This window comes from Streptomyces caeni (genome assembly GCF_042678285.1).
Taxonomy (GTDB): domain Bacteria; phylum Actinomycetota; class Actinomycetes; order Streptomycetales; family Streptomycetaceae; genus Streptomyces; species Streptomyces caeni.
Genome location: NZ_JBHUDX010000152.1, coordinates 1 through 21508, shown reverse-complemented (window position 1 = coordinate 21508; position 21508 = coordinate 1). Strand labels below are relative to the sequence as shown.

Below are 21508 nucleotides of genomic sequence, written 5' to 3'. Positions count from 1 at the left end.
ACTTCAGAGCTACTTCAGATAGGGCCCGTCCGCGCCGATCTTGCCGGGTGCCGCGTTGATGCCGCCCTGGTCGAGGACGTAGACGCGGAGGTTGCCCTTGCCGGAGGCGGGGATGGTGAGGGTGCCGTCGGTGACGGTGACGGTCTGGCCTGTGACGGCCTCCTTGTAGGTGCCGTTGAGGACGCCGGTGAAGGTGGCGGCGGTGCCGACGGCGACCAGGGCGTAACTGTCGATGCCGCTCGCCGTGTCGGTGTAGCGGCGTTTGAACGCCATGTCTCCGGTGACGCCCTCGGTGGAGTACTGGCCCATCTGCAGGGCGGGTATCGCCCGGCGGATCCGGTTGAGCCGCTGGAGGTGCTCGGCCAGGGGCTGCCGCAGGGTGGTGGCGACGGCGCCGGAGGCGCTGGAGACCTCGGAGAAGTCGGCGGCGGTGACGTCTCCGGCGAGGTGCTCGCCGTAGTAGGCGCGGCCGGTGCCGGCGAGCGGGCAGGTGGGCCCGCAGTCGATCTGCTTGCCGGCCTGGAACTCGATCTCGGACCCGTAGTAGAGGGTGGGGATGCCGCGGAAGCTCCACATCAGGGACATGTTCTCCGCCCAGGCGTCGGCGCCCCCGTTGTAGCGGGTACTCGACTTGTTGGGGCCGTAGTCGTGGCTGTCGACGTACACGACGTTGTAGGTGGCGTCGTTGGTGGAGTCGTCGGAGTCCTTGCCGTTGTTGAAGGCGTTGGACGCGTACGTGAAGTTGTTGTGCATCCGCATGTCGATGATGTTCATGCCGCTGAACCGGCTGTGATCCGGAGTGTGGTAGGCGTTGCCGTTCAGGAAGGCGTTGGTCGACACGGGCTGGCCCGCCGGGCCCAGGTCCTCCTCGTAGGTGTACTGGTCGAGAGCGGCCTGGACATCGTCGTCGGTGTACTGTCTGCGTTCCTTCCAGGTGTAGAACTGGGCGGAGTGGTTGACCGAGCCGTGGTTCCACTTGTCGTTGACGAAGGCCGCGACCTCGCCGAAGACGAAGAAGTCCGCTGCCTTGTCCGCGCCGAACGCGCGGGTGACCTCCTCCTGGATCGCGGGCAGGAACCGGCGGTTCCAGGTGATGCGGGGGACGTGTACGGCGGTGTCGATCCGGAAGCCGTCCACGCCCATGTCGATGTACTTGTCGTAGGCGCCGATCAGGTACTGCTGGACGGCCGGGTTCTCGGTGTTGAAGTCGGCCAGGTCCTCGTGGATCCAGCAGGATCGGGAGTCCTCTCCTTCCCAGTTGCCCAGCCAGCACTGGTGGTAGTACGCGGAGGGGAACATCTTGCTGGTGGGGGAGGGCCACTGGCAGTTGTAGAGGGTGTAGCCCTCGGGGCTGGTCTGGCCCGTGGGTTTGCCCCAGTTCAGGCATGTGTTGCCGGTGGGTTCGGCGGTCGACCACAGATCGCCGTTGTAGTACGACTTGCCGGAGACGGGCTCGACGCTCAGGCCGTCGTAGTCGAAGTCGGCGTTCGGCTGGTCGTAGTACCAGGACCACTGGGAGTCGCGCACGCCGTAGACCTTGGGGACGAACAGTCCTTTGGCGCCCCAGCGGGAGGAGTGGTTGTAGACCACGTCCTGGTAGATCTTCATGCCCTTGGCGTGGGCGGCGTTGATCAGGTCCTGGTAGGAGGCACCCGCCGACTCCAGCCGGGGGTCGACCCGGTAGAAGTCCCAGCCGTGATAGCCGTGGTAGTCGTAGTCCGAGCGGTTGAGGACGACCGGGGTGATCCAGACCGCGGAGAAGCCGAGCGCCTTGATGTAGTCGAGCTTCTGGACCAGGCCCTTGAAGTCACCGCGGAACATGGGGTCGTCGTTGGCCGCGTTGCCGGACTTCACGTGCTGGCTGCCGCCGCGGTTGTTCGAACTGTCGCCGTCGAAGAAGCGCGCCGTGAGGACGAAGTAGATCGGGTCCTTGCGCGGATCGCCCCCGAGCGGGGTGCCGGCGGCGGGCGGCGGCGGTGCGTCGCCGGTCGTGGCGCACGCGGCCGTGCCCGCCCCCGACATGTTGCCGGCAGCGTCCAGGGCACGCACGGTCCAGCAGTAGGAGGTGTTTGCCTCCAGGCCGCTCTGGGAGGCGACGGTGGAGGAGGTGTCGGCGACGGAGGTGCCGTGAGTGCCGCCGGTGCGGGTGACCTGGTAGCCGGTGACGGCCACGTCGTCGGTGGCGGCGTCCCAGGTGACCACGGCCGAGGTGCCGGTGGTGGTGGCCTTCACCCCGGTGGGCACGGACGGCGCAGTGGTGTCGGGCGGGGTGGCGGCGCACGGGTCGGCGGCGTTCGCCTTGACGACCTTGTCCTGGACGGTTGAGTCACCCTCGCCCAGCAGGTAGTTGGCGCCGTTGTTGTTGTCCCAGGTGCCGTTGCCGTTGTTGAAGGTGGCCTGCCATGTGGTGGCGGTGCCCAGGTCGACGGTCTTCTTCACCCAGCCGGTGCAGGCCGGTTCCATGCCGACGCCGGGCGCGGCGGTCCAACCGCCGCCGGTGGGCGCCCAGTGCAGGTTGACGGTGGTCCAGCCGACCGTCGCGGTGGAGTACCAGACCGTGGCGGAGTTCCCGGTCGTCGGTGGTGCCGCACCGCAGGGGTCGCTGTGGGCCACGACCCCGTCCTTGACGGTGACGGTGCCCGTGCCGAGCCGGTAGTCGGCGCCGCCGTTGTTGTCCCAGGTGCCGTTGCCGTTGTTGAAGGTGGCCTGCCACGTGGTGGCGGTGCCCAGGTCGACGGTCAGCTTGACCCAGTCGGTGCATGCGGCGGTCATCGGGGTGCCGGGCGCGGTGGTCCAGCCGCCGCCGGTGGGCGCCCAGTGCAGGTAGTACGCCGGCCAGTTCCGTGTCGCCGTGTAGTAGTACACCGTCGCGGAGGCCGGCTGGGCGGTGGTGCACGGGTCGGTGGTGGTCACCGTGCCGTCGGCCACGGCCGATGTGCCGCTGCCGAGGGCATAGTTGGCGCCGCCGTTGTTGTCCCAGGTGCCGGAGCCGTTGTTGAAGGTGACGGCCAGCGAGTCGGCCGAGCCCAGGCTGACGGTCTTCTTGTACCAGCCGGCGCAGGCGGCATCCATGGGCACGCCGGGTGGCGTCGTCCAACTGCCGCCCGTGGGGGCGTAGTGGATGTTCACCGATGTCCAGCCGGCGGCCGGCCGGTAGTAGACCGTCGCGCTGGCCGCCGCCCGCGCGGCCACGGCGGGCAGCAGCGCCGCCAGCAGGCCGAGTGCGGTGGCGAACAGGGCGGCAAGCGGCCGGTGCCGGCGGGTGCGCCGTCTGCCGGGTGGGGGCTGATGGGACAGGGTGATCACGGTGGCTCCTCCGGTGGGGTGCCGCAGCGAGGGCGCGGCCGGTCAGATGGGTGGAGCGGCGGCTGTCACTTGGCGATCAGGACGAGGACGGCCCGGCCGTGCAGCCGGTAGGCGGTTCCGGAGCCGCCGATGAGGCTTTCCGCGCCGGGCTGGGCGACCTGGTCGGCGCCCTCGGCCCAGGTGGAGGTGTCGGTGACGCGGTACCAGCTCTTGCCGGGGCCGGGGGAGGGAAGGGTGAAGTCGACGTCGCCGGACCAGCCGTTGTAGCCGACGTAGATCGCGCTGCTCGGGTCGCCCAGTTCCGTGCCGTCGTAGCGCCAGGCCAGGGCGTGGTTGTTCGGGTCGCCCCAATAGGTGCCGTCCGGGGCGTTTCCGGCGGGGGTGAACCAGTCGAGCTGCCCCATGCCGTTGCCGTTGCCGTCGGAGGCGCTGTAGAAGGTGGCCGGGCGCAGCGCCGGGTGGGCCTTGCGGAAGGCGATCAGGCGCTGGGCGTAGGTGCGGAAGGTGCTCTGGTCGGCGGTGAGGGACGTGGTGAGCCAGTTCGCGGAGGAGTCCAGGTTGTAGGGGTTGTTGTTGCAGTTGAGGGAGCGCAGGTACTCGTCGCCGCCGGTCGTCATCGGAGTGCCGGCCGAGAGCATCAGGAGGGCCAGGCCGTTGCGTGCGGCCTTGCGCTGGTCGGCGGCGACCCCGCCCTGGTCCCAGGAGAGGTTGTGGTCGGAGCCGCCGTCGGACGGGCCGTAGGGCCAGCTCTGGCTGTTGTTCTTCGTGTTGCAGCGGTAGAGGTCGGCGAGGGTGAAACCATCGTGCGCGACCACGAAGTTGACGGAGTTCCAGGGGGCGCGGCCGCTGGCCTGGTACAGGTCGGAGGAGCCGGCGATACGGGTGGCCAGGTCGCTCGGGGTGACGTTCTCCACGCCCATCGCGTTCTGGTCGCGGCGTACGGTGTCGCGGAACTTGTCGTTCCATTCGGACCATCCGGCCGGGAAGTTGCCGACCTGGTAGGTGCCGCTGCCCAGGGCCCACGGTTCGGCGATCCAGTCGGTGCCCGTCCCGCCGTTCGCCGGGCGGGGCGGCATCAGGGCGGTGATGCGGTTGAGCGCGGTGCCGGGGTCGGTGCGGCTGTACTGGAAGCAGCCGTGCTGGCAGGTGTTGCCGAGGACGGGCGCGAGGTCGAAGCGGAAGCCGTCCACGCCGAGCGTGTCCTTCCAGTACGCCAGGGAGTCGGTGATCAGGTTCCGGGTGATCGGGTTGTAGGTGTTGACGTTGCCGCCGACGCCGGTGTTGTCCCAGGGGCCCTGCATGTCGCTGGTGAGCGAGTAGTAGGTGGGGTTGTCCAGGCCGCGCAGGGAGAACAGGCTGTAGGTGTTCTTGTCGTTCGCGTTCCAGGGGCCGCCCTCGCCGGTGTGGTTGTAGACGACGTCGGTGAACACCTTGATCCCGGCGTCGTGGAACGCCTTCACCATCTCCTGGAACTCGCGGGTGGGCCCCCCGGCGCTCCGGTCGGAGGAGTAGCGGCGGTCCGGGGCGAAGTAGTCCAGCGTGTTGTAGCCCCAGTAGTTGTCCCCGGCGGTGGTGGCGGGGTCGACGTCGTTGGCGTCGTTCTGGGTCTCCTGCACGGGCAGGAACTCCACCGCGGTCACGCCGAGGGCCGCGAGGCCGGCGGCCTTCGTCGCGGCGCCCTTGTAGGTGCCCCGGTAGGCGGCGGGCACCGACGGGTCGTTCTCGGTCAGGCCCCGCACGTGCACCTCGTAGACGATGTCGTCCTTCAGGGCCCGGGTGGGCTTGGTCCCCGTGCTGGCGCCGCCGTCGGGCAGGACGATGCCCTTGGGCGCCTGCGGGGCGCTGTCGACCGCCCGGTACTGCGGGCCCGTGCCGTACACCGAGCCGTCGCTGTGGGCGGGCGTGACGGGGTCGTGGCTCAGTTCCCGTGCGTAGGGGTCGGTCAGGAGTTTGTTGGGGTCGAACCGGTTGCCGGCGGCGTCCACGTCGGTGATGAATCCGGCGGTCGAACCCTTGGTCCAGGCGGGGTCGTAGGGCCAGTTGGGGCCCCAGGCCCGGTAGCCGTAGTAGACCGGGCCGGTGATGCCGTACTGGCCGCGAAGCGTGGACACGGGCACGGTCACCGACCAGACGCCGGTGCCGGAGTCCTGGACGAGGGGAAGGGCCGCGGCCTCCTGGACCCCGGTCGCCTCCTGGTACAGGTACAGCGCCACGCGCGTGGCGCGCGAGGAATAGACACGGAACTCCACGTTCGCGCCGGTCGCGTCGTAGTGGGCGCCGAGTGGGCCACTGGTGGCGGCGGCGACGGGGCTGACGAGGGGCGCGGGGACCGTGAGGCCGGTGAGCGCGGCCGCGACCACGAGGCCGACCGTCGCCGCACGACGGCCGAGACGGTGTTCTCTCCGGGTGCGGGCAGGTCCGGGCGAAGACATGGCGACTCCAGGAGGCAGAGGTGGGGGAGAGCCTCGGCGTTGTCCCGGACGCCGACGCCCGAAAGGCGTTGCAGAATCTTGCCGAAAAGTAATGCAACACTGAACGGCCGTAAAGACGTTGCGCACGGTTCGGCGCCGCGGACGCCTGCGGGCCGCCGTGACGGCGCGCCTTCTTCGGCCGCTTCGGCGGTGAGCGCGCTCGGTCGTCGCCTCCCGCCTCGCGGCCGGGCACGTCCCACACATCCGCTTCGTGGTGGTCGCCGACCAGCCGCTGGGCGGCACGACGCACCTGGGTCCGGACGCGGTGAGCGCGCGGACCCTGACCCGGGTGGTGACCGGGCGGCAGTTTCAGACCTTATTCATCTGTTCGGACGGCCGACCGTCCGGACGACGTGGCGCTCTGGGAGCCGCCGGTGGCGGGGCGTGCGGAGGGGCCTTCCGAGGCACACGCCGAATGACTGAACCCCTCCGCGGACATTGAATACGCGACACCTCGACCTGCGGGCCAACCAGTCCCATGGCCGTGATTGAGGTCTCCCTTGACCTCAAGAGAGCTTGAGGTCATACCGTCTCTCTCATGAGCATGGAGAGCACAGCCTGGATGCAGCTGCACAGCGTCATGAACGCGCAGCAGGAGCGCCGCCCCTTCGCCCGCGCGACGCTGCGGCGCATCGGCGCCTTCGCCCGACCGCACCGCCGCCGCATCTGGCAGTTCGTGGTGCTCAGCGTGGCGACCGCGCTGCTCGCCGTCGCCACGCCGGTGCTCGCGGGGCGCGTCGTCGACGCCATCGTGTCCGGCGGTGACCAGAGCACCGTCGTACGCCTTGCCGTGCTCATCGCCCTCATCGCGCTTGCCGAGGCGGCGTTCGGGATCCTCGGCCGCTGGTTGTCGTCGACGCTCGGCGAGGGACTCATCCTCGATCTGCGGACGGCTGTGTTCGATCATGTGCAGCGCATGCCGGTCGCGTTCTTCACACGTACGCGTACGGGTGCGCTCGTCAGTCGTCTGAACAACGACGTGATCGGAGCGCAGCGCGCCTTCAGCAACACCCTCTCCGGAGTCGTCAGCAACCTGGTGACCCTGCTGCTCACTCTCGCCGTGATGCTCACCCTGTCCTGGCAGATCACGCTGCTCGCGCTGGCGCTGTTGCCGGTGTTCGTGATCCCCGCGCGGCGGATGGGCAGCCGGATGGCGAAGCTCCAGCGCGAGGCCGCCAACCTCAACGCGTCGATGGGGACCCGGATGACCGAGCGGTTCTCGGCGCCCGGCGCCACCCTGGTCAAGCTCTTCGGACGGCCCGAGGACGAGTCCGTCGAGTTCGCGGCGCGGGCCCGGCGGGTGCGGGACATCGGGGTGCGTACGGCGATGGCGCAGTCGGCGTTCATCACCGCCCTGACGCTGGTCTCCGCCCTGGCGCTCGCGCTCGTCTACGGGCTGGGCGGCTGGTTCGCGCTGCGCGGCACCCTGCAGCCGGGCGCCGTCGTGTCCCTCGCGCTGCTGCTGACCCGGCTCTACGCGCCGCTCACGTCACTTGCGGGGGCGCGCGTCGAGGTCATGAGCGCCCTCGTCAGCTTTGAACGTGTCTTCGAGGTGCTCGACCTCAAGCCGCTGATTGAGGAGAAGCCGGACGCCCGCGCCGTGCCGGAGGGACCGGTTGCCGTGGAGTTCGAGGACGTCCGCTTCGGCTACCCGTCCGCCGACAAGGTCTCCCTGGCCTCGCTGGAGGAGGTCGCCGCCCTGGACACCCGCGGTGGCGCCGAGGTCCTCCACGGCATCAGCTTCCGCGCCGAACCCGGCCAGACCGTCGCCCTGGTCGGCTCGTCCGGCGCCGGAAAGTCGACCATCGCGCAGCTGCTGCCGCGGCTGTACGACACCGACGAGGGAGCCGTCCGCATCGGCGGCGTCGACGTACGCGAACTGAGCGCCGAGTCGATGCGGGCCACCCTCGGCATGGTTACGCAGGACGGGCACCTCTTCCACGACTCCGTACGCGAGAACCTGCTGCTCGCCCGGCCCGGGGCCACCGAGGACGAACTGTGGGACGTGCTGCGCCGCGCCCGCCTCGACGACCTCGTACGCTCCCTGCCCGACGGCCTCGACACCGTGGTCGGCGAGCGCGGCTACCGGCTCTCCGGCGGCGAACGCCAGCGCATGACCGTCGCCCGACTGCTGCTGGCCCGCCAGCGCGTCGTCATACTCGACGAGGCCACGGCCCACCTGGACAACACCTCGGAAGCGGCCGTCCAGGAGGCACTCGCGGAGGCCCTGGAGGGGCGGACCGCCGTCGTCATCGCCCACCGGCTGTCGACGGTCCGGGCCGCCGACGTGATCCTCGTCGTCGAAGCCGGACGGATCGTGGAGCGTGGCACGCACGAGGAACTGCTCGCGGCGGACGGGCGGTACGCCGAGCTGTACCGGACGCAGTTCGAGAAGCCCGCGCCCGGGACGAGCGTGACGGAGATCGCGGGCGCGGGACAGGCGGTGGCGTAGGAGGACCCCAAGACATGGCTGGTCGTGCGCACAGCGCTGACCTGCGTATTTGCGCCGTGGTGAGGGTGGAGGGGCGGTCTCGGGCCGGTGCCGGTCGACCCGGTGACGGGTCGGTGAAGTGCCACCGAGCCCTCGTTGGTGTCCTTGCGCGGTTTCGAACCCTCGGCGGTACTTGTGTCTCCTCCGGGGAGGGACCCGGCGATGCTTCCGGATCCGGCCGTGTTCCCGTGCCACCAGTTCGGTTCGGCGCCTGTACTGCGCAGGTCCGCTCGGCAGCTGATCACATCGACCGTCAAGGCGCCTACGTGCCACGTCAGTCTCCGATCAGGGCCTTGCGACCCGATGAGTTCTACGACCGCGCACGTGCGGCCGCGGATGGTGGGCTTCGGCTTCCGCTGGCGCGGATGGCCAGTTGGGACATGAGCCCGTTCGAGCCTGAAGGACGTCGCGTCGCGCCGCTGCGTCCGCCCGTTCCACCCGAACCGGAACGGCACGGCGAGGAGCCGGCGAACTGTGACGTGTGCCGTGCCCGAGACGAAGGCATCTGGTTCAACGAACGCCGGCGACTGGTCCGGGTGACGGGCGTCGGTGTGCCGCTGGTGCTGATGCTGTACTCCCGCGACCACCACGACATGGCGGATCTGCCCGGCGAGATGGCCGCCGAACTGGGGGTGCCCATCACTCACATCGTGCGCCGTGTGCAAGCGCTGGCGCATATCTCCCGAGCCCACGTCTACCGGATCGGGGACGGGGCTGCGCACCTGCACATCTGGTTCTTCGCCCGGCCCGAGGGGCAGGCCCACCTGTACGGGTCGTGGATGCCCGTGTGGGACGACCTCCTGCCGGAGCACCCGGCGGACGCAGCCGACGCAGACGCGGCGGCCGTTGCTGACGCATCGGTCGCCTCGTACGGCGGTGGTCACTCGGCCGCGGACGAACGGACGAACAGATGAACGGACGAGCTCTGTGCACGATCTCGAAAGCCATGGTCTGTTGTCGGCTCCGAGTGAGCGGGCCCCCTCGAACAGGCAGCGGCCCAGACCTCGTGCCGTCCGGCCGAACAGCCCAGCGCCACCAGACATGTTGACCGGCATACTTCCGCACCGACCTTCGCCGCCCGTACGACGTACGAGTCTCGTCGGCTTGGGGCCTCATCTGCTGGAGACGCCCCAGGAAGGCCGGTTCGTGATCGCGTCACGCGCTCATGAAAAATGGGTTTGAGCGAGGCGGCGCCCCGCTGCTACTTTCGTGGCGGACCGTGAAGTCGTCGTATGGAGGTGAGCCCCGTGAACACAGTCACCCATGGGTGCTCCCCCAACCCGTCACGGTCCGGCGGCTGACGTCCGGTGTCGCCAGGAGCGCCTGAGATCGAGGCACTCCTGGAAGGAGACTCCGATGAACACGAAGCCTTTCACATCTGGCCTGAGCGGGAACGCGCTGGTGATCACGCGCGTCGCGGACAGGCAATGGCATGCACTGGATGACGACCTGGTGGTCGGCCGAGGGCATGCGGAGCACCGGCCCGACGGACGCTTGTTCATCAGCATCGACGCCTGGCAGGAGGCCGCCTTCGACCGGCTCGCCGAGGCGATGCTGGCACAACTGCCGGCGCCGGTGTACACGGTGGTCGACGAAGCCGACGCCGAGCTGACGGCCGGCTGGCGGCGGGCCGGGTTCGCGATCCGGCGCCGTGAGTGGGAATACGCCGTGCCGACCGACCCGCGGGTCACAGGGCTCGAAGCGGTCCTGCCGCCTTCGGGCGTGACGATCGTGCCCGCCGGTCAGGTGGACGAGGGTCTGCTGCGGGCAGTGGACCGCGCGATCCGTGACGAAGTCGAGGCGGGCGTCGGGTGGCAGTCGATGCCCGCGGAGGTGATTCCCCACCCCGAAGGCGACACCATCGTCGACCCGTCGAAGTACGCGGTGGCCGCGGCGCCGGACCGCTACCTGGGGCTGATCCGGGTGGTGACGGTAATTCGGCCGCGCATCGGGCTGGTCGCGGTCCGGGCCGGCGAGCAGCGCCGCGGCATCGCGCGGGCGCTGCTGGCCCACGCGCTTGGGACGTTGCACCGCTCCGGGTTCGCCGCGGCCTGGACCGAGGTCCACGAGTCCAACCGAGCGGCCTCGGCGCTGTTCGAGGGCATCGGCGCCCGGCCGATGAGCAGCAACCTGGAGCTGGTGCTGCGATGACGAAGAACAAGAACGTCATCGAAGTCGAGGGCAAGGTCGTCGAGTGCCTGCGCAGCGCCATGTTCACCGTGGAGCTCGAGAACGGCCACCAGGTGCTCGCGCACATCAGCGGGAAGATCCGCAAGAACTACATCAAGATCATGCTGGAGGACCGGGTGCTGGTGGAGCTCCCGCCGTACGACCTGACGCGCGGCCGGATCGTGTTCCGGTACCGGAACTAGCGGCGGTCGGCACCTTCCGCGGTGGCTGATCCTGGGGCCCCTGTCACGGCGTTTGCGTGACCGGGGCCCCGACGACGGCTCGCAGGGCCGCGGCGGCCACCGATCCAGCCGACGGCGCCGCAAGCCCCGGAGCCTCCCCTTGACCGGCGAGGGGGCCTCCGGGGCTTCGCCATTCCTCTCGAAACCGGCTCCGAGCAGAAAAACGCCCTCCCCAAGGGAGGGCTGAGGCTGGGCGCCCCCGGCAGGACTCGAACCTGCGGCCAAGCGCTTAGAAGGCGCCTGCTCTATCCACTGAGCTACGGGGGCCAGTGTGGCGGCCTGTCTGGTGCCCGGGTGTGGGCTGATCCGTGACCTTGCCGGGGACAAGGATAGGACGCCAGGACCCTTGCCCCTGATGCTTCCCCTCCGTGGCTCGATGTGGAGGTTCGGTGAAGCGGTCCTGATAATCGCAGGCAGGTGCGAATCGCGCATCGCTTTTCGCGCCCGGCGGCCCCGGGTGTTGTGTACTCGTTATGCCTGCGCCCCAGTCATCCCTTCCATCCCCTGTGTCCGGTCGGCGCGCAGACATGCCCATATGCTTCAGAAAACATCCAAAATTGGGCATTCTTCGCATGTGGTGACCTTGGATGTACGGCCTCAGCTGCTCGACGCACTCTCCGACCTCCGCGACCGTGTCGCCGCCGCACGCTTCCCGCTGCCCCTCGCGGGGGCCGCACGCGCGCGTGCCGGCCGCGACGAACTCCTCGCGCAGCTCGACGACTACCTGGTGCCCCGGCTGAAGGAGCCCGAAGCACCCTTGCTGGCCGTTGTGGGCGGATCCACCGGGGCCGGCAAGTCGACCCTCGTCAACTCCCTTGTGGGGCGCAAGGTCAGCGAGGCCGGCGTGCTGCGGCCCACGACCCGTACGCCCGTACTCGTCTGCCATCCCGAGGACCACCAGTGGTTCAGCGGCATGCGCGTCCTGCCGGGGCTCACGCGCGTGTGGGTGCCCCGCCAGGACACCGGCGAGGATCCGCCCGCCCTGGCGGGACGGGAGGAGCGGCTGCTGCGCATCGAGACCGCCGACACGCTCCCGCGCGGCCTGGCCCTCCTCGACGCGCCCGACATCGACTCCCTGGTCGCGGACAACCGGGTCCTCGCCGCCGAGCTGATCTGCGCCGCCGACATCTGGGTGCTGGTCACGACCGCCGCCCGGTACGCCGACGCCGTGCCGTGGCACCTGCTGCGGACCGCGAAGGAGCACCGTGCGACCTTGATCACGGTGCTCGACCGCGTGCCCCACCAGGTCGTCTCCGAGGTGTCGCGCCAGTACGGCGCCCTGCTCACCAAGGCCGGCCTCGGCGATGTGCCCCGCTTCACCGTGCCCGAGTTGCCCGAGTCCGCCTGGGGTGGAGGGCTGCTGCCCGCCACCGCCGTCGCTCCTCTGCGCGCATGGCTCACCTACCAGGCACAGGACCCCGCCGTCCGGGAGGCCGCCGTGGTCCGTACGGCACACGGAGTCCTCGACTCCCTGACCTCCCGCGTGAGCGAACTGGCCGGTGCCGCCGCGGCGCAGTACGCCGCCGCGCTGCGGCTCACCGCAGCCGTCGACACGGCGTACGACGGTGAGTGCGCGCGCGTGCACACGCGTCTGCGGGCCGGTGCCGTTCTTGCCGGCGATGCCCTGAAACGGTGGCACGGCTATCCGCTGGACTGCGGTGACGGCGAACTGCTGGACGCCCTTGTCGAGAACCTGGGCGCCCTGCTGCTGTGCGCAGTCACGGCCGCCGACGAGCGCGTCGACGAGGCATGGCGCCGCGAGCCGGCGGCGGCCACCCCGGCGCTGATGGACCAAGATCCGGCGCTGGACGGCGCCGAGCACCGCATCGGGCTGGCGGTACGGCGCTGGCGGCGCGTCCTGGAGGAGTACGCCGAGGAATCGGTGCGCGACCTCGACAGGAGCGTCGCCCCGGACGCCGAGACGGTGGCCGCCCTCGCCGTCGCGGCCCTCCTCGGCGCAGAGCGGGCGCAAGGGGCCGGTGAAGTCCTCGCCGAGCGGATCGGTGCGCAGGAGGCACAGCGGCTGCGTGAGCGCGGCGCGCGGCTGCTCTCGGAGTACGTCGACCGGGTGCTGCGCACCGAACGCGAGCGCTGTCTCGCTCCCCTCGATGCCTTCGACGTCCATGCCGACCTCCAGGCCGAACTGATCGCCGTGCTGTCCGTACTGCAGAAGGAGAGGTGACCGCGGTGAACGCCATCACCGGCCACACGGATCACGAGGAGGGCGGGCACCCGAGCGGGCACTGGTACCGCGGGGTCTCCGGCGAAGGTGAGGCCCATGTGAACGACGAGGTTGGTGAGCACCATGGGGCCGATGTGAACGACGAGGCCCGGATGGGCCACCTGCGCGCCCACAGTGACACGGACGCGGCCACGGCCCTGTTGCCGGATGTGCCGGATGTGCCGGACACGTCCGGAGCGGCGCGTTCCGGGGAGGGGACCACACACCCGCGTGGGCACGACACGGAGAGCGCGGCCAACGCGGGCAGCGAGAAAAGCGCGGAGAGCGTGGCCAACGGGGGAAGCGCGGTGAGCGGGGAGAGCGGCGAGAGCGCGGTGAGCGGTAAGACCAGCGGTAAGACCACGGAGCCTTCGGAGAACGGGGAGATCGGGCACACGAGGGGGAGCGGCGAGACCAGGGGGCCGGGGCAGGCCGAAGACAGCCGGCAGCACGATGCCCCGCACCCGCGCGCGCAGCGCGACGATCCGGCCGAGCGCGCCGAACCCGGAGTCGTCTGGGACGACGGGCTGATCGCCAGGCGCGCGTCCGAGGCGGGACTCGCCCAGGGGGCGGCCGGTGCCCACGACCCCCGTGGCGCGGTCGTACCGCAGTCCATGCCCCTCGCCTACGACGGAGCCCTCAGATCGCGGCTGGACGCGCTGCGCGAGCTGGTGGGCCTGTCGCGCACGCGGTTGGACAGCCGCACGCTCGCCGAGGCGGGCCGGGTCCTGGACGAGGCTGCCGCGCGGCGCAGACACTCCGGGGAGCACACCGTGGTCGCCATCGCGGGCGCCACCGGCAGCGGCAAGTCGGCCCTCTTCAACGCGCTCGCCGGAGTCACCATTTCGGAGACCGGAGTACGCCGGCCCACCACCGCCGCCCCGATCGTGTGCAGTTGGAGCGACGGCGCGGCCACGCTCATCGACCGGCTCGGCATCCCCGGGCGGCTGCGTCGGCGCCCTGTGCACAGCCCCGACGGCGACCCGCAACTGCGCGGGCTCGTCCTGGTCGATCTGCCCGACCACGATTCCGCGGCCGTGCAGCACCGGGAGCAGGTCGACCGCATCCTGGCCCTCGTCGACGCGGTGATCTGGGTCGTGGATCCCGAGAAGTACGCCGACGCCGTACTCCACGAGCGGTACCTGCGACCCCTGGCCGGACACGCCGAGGTCATGTTTGTTGTGCTGAACCAGGTGGACCGGTTGCCCGGGGAGGCCGCGGACCAGGTGCTGGACGACCTACGACGGCTGCTCGACGGGGACGGCATCGCGCTCGGCGAGTTCGGCGAGCCCGGCGCGACCGTGCTCGCGCTGTCCGCGCTCACCGGGGACGGTGTGGACGAACTGCGCGAGGCGCTCGGACAGTTCGTGGCCGAGCGCGGCGCGGCGGCGCGCCGCATCTCCGCCGATGTGGACGCCGCCGCGGCCCGGCTACGGCCCGTCTACGGGACCGGGCCGTTCACCGGACTCGGTGAGGAGGCGCGCGAGGAGTTCGCGGGGCGGCTCGCGGACGCGGTGGGCGCGACCGCCGTCGGCGAGGCCGCCGAACGTGCGTGGCTGCGCAACGCCGACCGTGTGTGCGGTACGCCCTGGATGGGGCTGTGGCGGTGGTTCCGGGAGCGGCGTGAACCGTCCACGGGGCGGCTGCCGGTGCGCGTTCCGGCGGACGGCGAGGCGACCGAGCGGCAGCGTGTCGAGCAGGCCGTGCGGACGGTGGCGGACCGGGCCGCGGCCGGACTGCCGGCGCCCTGGGCGCAGGCGGTGCGCGAGGCGGCGGCGCGTGGCGCGCAGGGGCTGCCGGAGGCGTTGGACGAACTGTCGGTGCGCGCCGCCATGCCGCATGGGCGGCCGCCCCGGCCCGGTTGGTGGCCCTTCGCCGTGCTCGCCCAGACGCTGATGACACTGCTTCAAGTCGTCGGCGGCCTGTGGCTGCTGGGGCGGGTCGGCGGGTTCACGCCGCCGGACCTTGGCGTGGCGGCGTCGCTGACGGCGGTCGGTGTCGTCGGGGGACCGGCCGTCCAGTGGGGCTGCCGGATCGCCGCGCGCGGGCCGTCCCAGCGGTACGGACTTGAGGCGGAACGCCGGCTGCGGGAGGCGGCCGCCGGGTGCGGAAGGGCCCGGGTGCTGGATCCGGTGGCGGCGGAGCTGCTGCGGTACCGGGAGGTGCGGGAACAGTACGCGAGGGTCACCGGGACCGGTGTGGGGGCGGGGATGGGGTGAGCCCCGGAGGGGGCAGGATCACCGGAGGGCCTGGAGGACCGGACGGGGACGGCCGGAGGGCGGGAAGGCCTGGACGGAGGCGGCCGGAGGGCGGGAAGGCCCGGACGGAGGCGGCCGGAGGATGCGCTTCCGGGATGGGAGATGCCCATGAGATGCCCATTCCGGGGCGTCAATGCGAGGCGGAGCGACTCGTTCGGGTGGCGGAGTTGTCCACAACCGGGCGGTAGCCCACAGCGCTCGGCGGGCTCGGCCCGACGGAGGCAGTCTGATCCCACGGCGATCGCGGTGAACGCGGTCGTCGTACGGAGGCGGCAGCACGCGGCATGGCGTGCCCGCCACGGCAGACGCAGCCGTACGGGACGGGCCCGTACGCGTTCCGTCCCGGCGCGGAAGTCGGGGTGAGGGAGGGGTTTCGCATGAACGAGACGACGGTGTGCGTGGTCGGGAACGTCGCCACACAGCCGGTGTACCGGGATTCGCCGACGGGTCCCACGGCACGCTTCCGGCTGGCGGTGACGGCGCGGTATCTGAACCGCGAGAAGAACGAGTGGACGGACGGGCACACGAACTTCTTCACGGTGTGGGCCCGGCGCTCGCTGGCCACGAACGTCGCCGCGTCCGTGGCGGTGGGCGATCCGCTCGTCGTCCAGGGGCGGTTGAAGGTGCGCACCGAGCAACGGGACGGGCAGGGCTGGCTGTCCGCGGACCTCGACGCGGTGGCTATCGGCCACGATCTGTCGCGCGGCACGTCGGCCTTCCGCCGTTCCTCAAGGCCCGAGGTGCACTCCGGGGCACAGCCCGGCGCGACACCGCAGTCCGAGCCGAACTGGGAGACGGAGACGGAACCGGCGCGTCGGCCACGGACGACGGGCGAGCCCGGCGCCGAAGCCCCTTCCCAGCCGCATTCCCGCTTTCGACACCAACCCGGCCCACAAGCAGTCGGGGTGACGTGACATCAGTCCCACTACCCCCTCCATGCGGAAGTGTCGCCTATCGGGGAGTCTGTCGCCCGCTGCCCGAACGATCCCCGTGGATTTATCGATAAGTGCAGCCTGCAAACTGTGCGGGCGATAACGATTCCGAGTCGGATCGGTTATCCGGCGATATGACTGGGGAGAGGGGTGCATCGCGTCCCTAGGATGCCGGGCATGGCTCTCGGGGCTCCTGATTCCGCTGGTGGGACCGCATCCCACCTCGCAACGGGCCCTGCTCGAAGGGGAATTCTGTGTTTTCTTCGTTCTCTGCGTCGTCCGCGCGCAGGCGAGGGGCCGCCGCCCGCCTCGCCGCCGCGACGCTGGTGTCCGGACTCGTCGCGGCGGCCCTGCTGGCCACCGCGGGCGCGGCGGCCGCCGACGACACCCCGCAGAGCGAGGGGGGAGCGACCGCGACGATAGGCGCCCTCAAGACCTACGGGGCCGCCGTCATCCACGACGGCGGCAGGGACGAGCAGGTGCCCGCGGGGCTGTTCGAGATGTCCGTGGACTACGGCGGCAACCTGCAGACCTACTGCATCGATGTCCACAACCCGACCCAGAAGGACGCCAAGTACCAGGAGACGACGTGGAGCGGTACATCCCTCAACGGCAACAAGAACGCGGGTAAGATCCGCTGGATCCTGCAGAACTCCTACCCGCAGGTCAACGACCTGGCGGCGCTGGCGGACGAGGCGGGCGCCAGGGGCCTCACCGAGCAGGACGCGGCGGCCGGTACCCAGGTGGCGATCTGGCGCTACTCGGACGGCGTCGACGTGGACGCGGTCAATCCCCAGGCGGAGAAGCTCGCGGACTACCTGGAGAAGAACGCGCGGAACCTTCCGGAGCCCGCCGCGTCCCTGACCCTCGACCCGCCCGCCGTCTCGGGGCACCCCGGCGAGCGGCTCGGCCCGGTCACGGTGCACACGAACGCGGACGGCGTGACGGTGACGCCGCCGACGGACGCCATGGCGAGCGGGGTGAAGGTCGTCGATGCGGCCGGCAAGGAGATCACGTCCGCGGTCGACGGCAGCAGGATCTACTTCCAGGTGCCTCGGAAGGCGCAGGACGGTTCGGCCGAGCTGATCGTGCAGGCGTCGACCACCGTGCCGGTCGGCCGGGCCTTCGTCTCGGAGAGCCGCAGCCAGACGCAGATCCTCGCCGGCTCCAGCGAGTCGACCGTCTCGGCGACGGCGACGGCGAACTGGGCGGCGACGGGCGCGATACCCGCGCTGTCGGCCGAGAAGAACTGCGCCAGGAGCGGCGTGGACATCACCACGGTGAACAAGGGCGACGAGGCGTTCACGTTCGCGCTCATGGGGACCGAGCACATCGTCCCCGCCGGAAAGTCGCAGACGGTGACGGTCCCGTTGCAGGAGGACCAGGCCTACGACTTCACGATCAAGGTGCCCGGCGGCTACGCGAAGCGTTTCACGGGCGTCCTCGACTGCAAGACCGCGTCCAGCGCGGGCGGCCTGAAGGCGCAGACGGTCAGCGAGCCCGCCCCGGCGCTGGCGGGCGGTCCGACGGCCCCCGACGACAACCTCGCCGAGACGGGCGGCTCCAGCGTGACTCCGATCATCGCGGGCACGGCCATCGGCCTGGTCGTGATCGGCGGTGCGGCCCTTCTGCTGATCGGCCGGAAGCAGACCCCGACGCGCGACTGAGCACCCGGACCCCGCCTGCTGGGCGGCGGCGCGTGGTCCCCGGGCGCGGAGTAAACCGCCGGCCCGCCGGGTGACGCCGAGGAGAGTATGAGCGCATGGCCTTGTCCGGACCGCCGCCTCCCACCGTGCCGGTACCGGCACGGATCGCCGCCCTGGCCGGTGACCGGCCGTTGCTGCCCGTGTGGCGGAACGAGCTGGGCGGATTGACCTTCCGGATCGGCGACGGGGACGGCCGGCTGTTCGCCAAGTGGGCTCCGGCGGGCTCCCGGCTGGACCTGGCCGGCGAGGCCGAACGCCTGCGATGGGCCGGCCGCTTCACGACCGTGCCCCGTGTGCGGGACCAGGGGGCGGACCAGGACGGAGCCTGGCTCGTCACCCATGAGCTGCCGGGTGAGAACGCCGTCACTCCTCGGTGGACGGCGGACCCGGCGACGGCCGCGCGTGCGCTGGGGGCGGGTCTGCGCGCCCTGCACGAGCGGCTTCCCGTGGCCGAGTGCCCCTTCAGCTGGTCTGTCGACTCCCGCCTGGAACGCGCTCGCCGCGCAGGCATCACATCGCCGGCGGACCTTTCCGCACCGCCGCCGGTCGACCGTCTGGTCGTGTGCCACGGCGACCCCTGTGCGCCGAACACGCTGCTCCGCGAGGACGGCACCTGGTCCGGCCATGTCGACATGGGCGCCCTCGGTGTCGCCGACCGCTGGGCCGACCTGGCCGTCGCCACCTGGAGCACGGAGTGGAACTACGGGCCGGGCTGGGAGGACACCCTCCTCGACGCCTACGGAGTCGCCCCCGACCCCGAGCGGACGGACTTCTACCGCCGCCTGTGGTGGGCGACTTGACGTACCGCGCCACCCGGATCAACGGGAGGCCCGGCGCCGCCGCTCGTACACCGTCCCTGCGCCCGCTGCCACGGCACCGGGGACGACGAAGGCGACAGCGTCCCGGGGCACGACGTCGGACCGGCCGAGGACCGCGTCCATCACCAGGACCACGGTGGTTCCGCTGACGGTCACCACAAGAAAGAAACCCAGGAAGTACTGCCACAGCGGCAGTTGCGGTCGGCTCACGGAGAGCATCATGTCCCGCCGTCACCTCTGCTGCTCCGGCAGCCGGGCCTGGCGCCGAATGATCAGGCCGGGCTCCGGTGTTCCACAGACTCCCGCCACGACCCGCGCCGGGTGCTCGGCGGCGATGTCGCACCGGGACACGGCGCCCCGATCACGCCATCACGCACTGTTGCCTTTCAGGCACGCGGACGAGCGACCGGCGCCGACAGCGAAACCCCAGGTCAGAGCCGCCCGACCATACGGGTTTCCGTCCAGGGGTGGCGGTCGGGCAAGATGGGGTGTATCTGCCCACTGCCAGATTTCAAGCTGCCGGACGGTTTCTCTTGGCTGAGTTCATTTACACCATGCGCAAGGCGCGCAAGGCGCACGGCGACAAGGTGATTCTCGACGACGTCACCCTGAACTTCCTCCCGGGTGCCAAGATCGGCGTCGTCGGTCCGAACGGCGCCGGCAAGTCGACCGTCCTCAAGATCATGGCGGGTCTGGAACAGCCGTCGAACGGTGACGCGTTCCTGACGCCGGGCTACACCGTCGGCATCCTGCTCCAGGAGCCCCCGCTGAACGAGGAGAAGACCGTCCTGGAGAACGTCCAGGAGGGCGTCGCCGAGATCAAGGGCAAGCTCGACCGGTTCAACGAGATCGCCGAGCAGATGGCGGTCGAGTACACCGACGCGCTCATGGACGAGATGGGCAAGCTCCAGGAGCAGCTCGACCACGCGGGCGCGTGGGACCTGGACGCGCAGCTGGAGCAGGCCATGGACGCCCTGGGCTGCCCGCCCGGCGACTGGCCCGTCACCACCCTCTCCGGCGGTGAGCGCCGCCGCGTCGCGCTGTGCAAGCTGCTGCTGGAGCAGCCCGACCTGCTGCTGCTCGACGAGCCCACCAACCACCTCGACGCCGAGTCGGTGAACTGGCTGGAGCAGCACCTCGCCAAGTACGAGGGCACCGTCGTCGCCGTCACCCACGACCGGTACTTCCTGGACAACGTCGCCGGGTGGATCTGCGAGGTGGACCGCGGCCGTCTCCACGGCTACGAGGGCAACTACTCCAAGTACCTGGAGACCAAGGCCGCCCGTCTCAAGGTCGAGGGCCAGAAGGACGCCAAGCGCCAGAAGCGCCTGAAGGAAGAGCTCGAGTGGGTCCGCTCCAACGCCAAGGGGCGGCAGGCCAAGTCCAAGGCGCGTCTGGCCCGCTACGAGGAGATGGCGGCCGAGGCCGAGAAGATGCGGAAGCTGGACTTCGAGGAGATCCAGATCCCGCCGGGGCCGCGCCTGGGCAACGTCGTGGTCGAGGTGGACAAGATCAGCAAGGCGTTCGGGGAGAAGGTCCTCGTCGACGAGCTGTCCTTCACGCTGCCGCGCAACGGCATCGTCGGCGTGATCGGGCCGAACGGCGCGGGCAAGACCACGCTGTTCAAGATGATCCAGGGCCTGGAGCACCCCGACTCCGGTTCGATCAAGGTCGGCGACACCGTCAAGATCTCGTACGTCGACCAGGGCCGCGAGAACATCGACCCGCACAAGACGCTGTGGGAGGTCGTCTCCGACGGGCTCGACTACATCAACGTCGGCCAGGTCGAGATGCCCTCGCGGGCGTATGTCTCCGCGTTCGGCTTCAAGGGCCCCGACCAGCAGAAGCCGGCCGGTGTCCTCTCCGGTGGTGAGCGCAACCGCCTCAACCTCGCGCTCACCCTCAAGCAGGGCGGCAACCTGCTGCTCCTCGACGAGCCGACCAACGACCTGGACGTGGAGACGCTGTCCTCGCTCGAGAACGCGCTCCTGGAGTTCCCGGGCTGTGCCGTGGTCATCTCCCACGACCGGTGGTTCCTGGACCGCGTCGCCACCCACATCCTCGCCTACGAGGGCGACTCCAAGTGGTTCTGGTTCGAGGGCAACTTCGAGTCGTACGAGAAGAACAAGATCGAGCGCCTCGGCCCGGACGCGGCCCGTCCGCACCGTGCCACCTACAAGAAGCTGACCCGGGGCTGATCTTGCGGCACATCTACCGCTGCCCGCTGCGCTGGGCGGACATGGACGCATACGGCCACGTCAACAACGTGGTGTTCCTCCGGTACCTGGAAGAGGCCCGTATCGACTTCCTGTTCCGCCCGGACAAGCAGTTCAAGCAGGGGTCCGTGGTGGCACGCCACGAGATCGACTACAAGCAGCAGCTGGTCCACCGGCACGCGCCGGTGGACATCGAGCTGTGGGTCACGGAGATCAAGGCGGCGTCCTTCACCCTCGCCTACGAGGTCAAGGACAAGGACCCGGAACGGATCTACGTCCGGGCCTCGACGGTGATCGTGCCGTTCGACTTCGAGGCCCAGCGGCTGCGCCGGATCACGTCCGAGGAGCGGGAGTTCCTCGCGGAGTACATGGACGACGAGGAGGAGGCCGTCGCGGTATGACGGTGCTCCACCTCTCCGACGACAGGGAGGCGGCGGACCTGGCCGCCTTCCTGGCCCGGCTGGTCCACTACGACCGCGGCGCCGCGGTGCGGCTGCAGACGACCGGGACGGCGCTGGCGGTCTTCGGGCGGCCGCCCTCGTTCGAGGTGCTCGCGATCCGCGCGGTGCGGCTCGCCAAGCCGTACGAGGACGGGCTGGAGGCCCGGCTCGACCGGACCGTGTCGGCCGGTGAGTTCCTGGAGTCCGTCGACGAGCCGGCGGCCACCGCCGCCGTGCC

At 70.5% G+C, this 21508-nt stretch carries 15 protein-coding genes and 1 tRNA gene; 12 read left to right on the top strand and 4 right to left on the bottom strand.

The features are described 5' to 3' along the window. Positions 1 to 9: 9 nt before the first annotated feature. Both ACFSL4_RS36810 and ACFSL4_RS36805 read right to left on the bottom strand, forming a co-directional pair. Positions 10 to 3306 (bottom strand): carbohydrate binding domain-containing protein, encoded by a 3297-nt coding sequence (locus ACFSL4_RS36810; protein WP_381092469.1) that lies wholly within the window; start codon positions 3304 to 3306, stop codon positions 10 to 12. 65 nt (positions 3307 to 3371) lie between these two features. Then, the gene (locus ACFSL4_RS36805) at positions 3372 to 5738 is read right to left on the bottom strand and encodes a glycogen debranching protein (protein WP_381092468.1); all 2367 of its coding nucleotides are present in this window, start codon (positions 5736 to 5738) and stop codon (positions 3372 to 3374) included. Positions 5739 to 6321: 583 nt separating this feature from the next. Here ACFSL4_RS36805 and ACFSL4_RS36800 point away from each other — a divergent pair. The 4 genes from ACFSL4_RS36800 to infA all read left to right on the top strand — a co-directional run bounded on the left by ACFSL4_RS36800 (position 6322) and on the right by infA (position 10640). Continuing rightward, positions 6322 to 8229 (top strand): ABC transporter ATP-binding protein, encoded by a 1908-nt coding sequence (locus ACFSL4_RS36800; protein ID WP_381092493.1) that lies wholly within the window; start codon positions 6322 to 6324, stop codon positions 8227 to 8229. 419 nt (positions 8230 to 8648) lie between these two features. Continuing rightward, positions 8649 to 9182, top strand: a complete 534-nt coding sequence (locus ACFSL4_RS36795) for a hypothetical protein (protein ID WP_381092467.1) — start codon at positions 8649 to 8651, stop codon at positions 9180 to 9182. A 442-nt stretch (positions 9183 to 9624) separates the two neighbouring features. Beyond that, a complete protein-coding gene (locus ACFSL4_RS36790; RefSeq protein ID WP_381092466.1) occupies positions 9625 to 10419 on the top strand; it encodes a GNAT family N-acetyltransferase in 795 nt (264 codons plus the stop codon). Beyond that, complete coding sequence (gene infA, locus ACFSL4_RS36785; RefSeq protein ID WP_010981942.1) at positions 10416 to 10640, top strand: translation initiation factor IF-1; 225 nt, start codon at positions 10416 to 10418, stop codon at positions 10638 to 10640. Before ACFSL4_RS36790 ends, infA begins: the two co-directional genes overlap by 4 nt. Positions 10641 to 10873: 233 nt before the next feature. On the opposite strand, the gene ACFSL4_RS36780 is transcribed toward infA, so the two are convergent. Further along, a tRNA-Arg gene (locus tag ACFSL4_RS36780) sits at positions 10874 to 10946 on the bottom strand. Between the two features lie 307 nt (positions 10947 to 11253). On the opposite strand from ACFSL4_RS36780, the gene ACFSL4_RS36775 reads away from it, so the two are divergent. The 5 genes from ACFSL4_RS36775 (at position 11254) to ACFSL4_RS36755 (ending at position 18596) form a co-directional block, all read left to right on the top strand. Then, positions 11254 to 12861, top strand: coding sequence for a dynamin family protein (locus ACFSL4_RS36775; protein ID WP_381092464.1), 1608 nt, complete (start codon positions 11254 to 11256; stop codon positions 12859 to 12861). 5 nt (positions 12862 to 12866) lie between these two features. Next, positions 12867 to 15119, top strand: a complete 2253-nt coding sequence (locus ACFSL4_RS36770) for a GTPase (protein WP_381092462.1) — start codon at positions 12867 to 12869, stop codon at positions 15117 to 15119. Positions 15120 to 15535: 416 nt separating this feature from the next. Further along, on the top strand, positions 15536 to 16072 hold the full coding sequence (locus ACFSL4_RS36765; protein ID WP_381092460.1) for a single-stranded DNA-binding protein: 537 nt from the start codon (positions 15536 to 15538) through the stop codon (positions 16070 to 16072). 272 nt (positions 16073 to 16344) lie between these two features. Beyond that, positions 16345 to 17757, top strand: coding sequence for a Cys-Gln thioester bond-forming surface protein (locus ACFSL4_RS36760; protein ID WP_381092458.1), 1413 nt, complete (start codon positions 16345 to 16347; stop codon positions 17755 to 17757). 95 nt (positions 17758 to 17852) lie between these two features. Beyond that, positions 17853 to 18596, top strand: a complete 744-nt coding sequence (locus ACFSL4_RS36755) for an aminoglycoside 3'-phosphotransferase (protein WP_381092456.1) — start codon at positions 17853 to 17855, stop codon at positions 18594 to 18596. A gap of 18 nt (positions 18597 to 18614) precedes the next feature. Here ACFSL4_RS36755 and ACFSL4_RS36750 read toward each other — a convergent pair whose 3' ends face one another. Next, entirely contained in the window at positions 18615 to 18824 is a 210-nt protein-coding gene (locus ACFSL4_RS36750; RefSeq protein WP_381092454.1) for a hypothetical protein, read from the bottom strand. A gap of 323 nt (positions 18825 to 19147) precedes the next feature. Here ACFSL4_RS36750 and ettA point away from each other — a divergent pair, with 323 nt between their 5' ends. The 3 genes from ettA to ACFSL4_RS36735 form a co-directional block, all read left to right on the top strand. Then, positions 19148 to 20812, top strand: coding sequence for an energy-dependent translational throttle protein EttA (gene ettA / locus ACFSL4_RS36745; RefSeq protein ID WP_381092453.1), 1665 nt, complete (start codon positions 19148 to 19150; stop codon positions 20810 to 20812). Between the two features lie 2 nt (positions 20813 to 20814). Continuing rightward, a complete protein-coding gene (locus ACFSL4_RS36740; protein WP_381092451.1) occupies positions 20815 to 21231 on the top strand; it encodes an acyl-CoA thioesterase in 417 nt (138 codons plus the stop codon). Continuing rightward, positions 21228 to 21508: DUF8010 domain-containing protein (locus ACFSL4_RS36735; RefSeq protein WP_465269778.1), on the top strand; the 281-nt coding region annotated here is incomplete at its 3' end. The genes ACFSL4_RS36740 and ACFSL4_RS36735, both read left to right, overlap by 4 nt.